At 67.1% G+C, this 228-nt stretch carries 1 protein-coding gene; it reads right to left on the bottom strand.

What is annotated here, in order from left to right; all coding sequences use genetic code 11:
• Positions 1–228 (bottom strand): transglycosylase domain-containing protein (locus AX677_RS08115; RefSeq protein WP_197416896.1); only part of this gene is annotated, 228 nt, incomplete at both ends.

Genomic DNA, 228 nt, shown 5'->3' with positions numbered 1-228 from the left:
GCGTGACGGGCCCTTCATCAGGCCGGCCAGCAAGGCGCTCTCGCCCAGGGACAGCTCGCGCGCGGGCTTGCCGAAATACCGCTGGGAGGCGGCCTCGATCCCGTAGGCGCCGGCCCCGAAATAGACCCGGTTCAGATAGAGCTCGAGGATCTGCTTCTTGGAGAACCGCGCCTCCAGCCAGACGGCCAGGATCAGCTCCTGCGCCTTGCGGCGATAGTTCTGGTTGGG

This window comes from Streptococcus sp. CCH8-C6 (assembly GCF_001557225.1).
Classification (GTDB): domain Bacteria; phylum Bacillota; class Bacilli; order Lactobacillales; family Streptococcaceae; genus Streptococcus; species Streptococcus sanguinis_C.
This window is presented reverse-complemented; position numbering and strand designations above follow the sequence as displayed.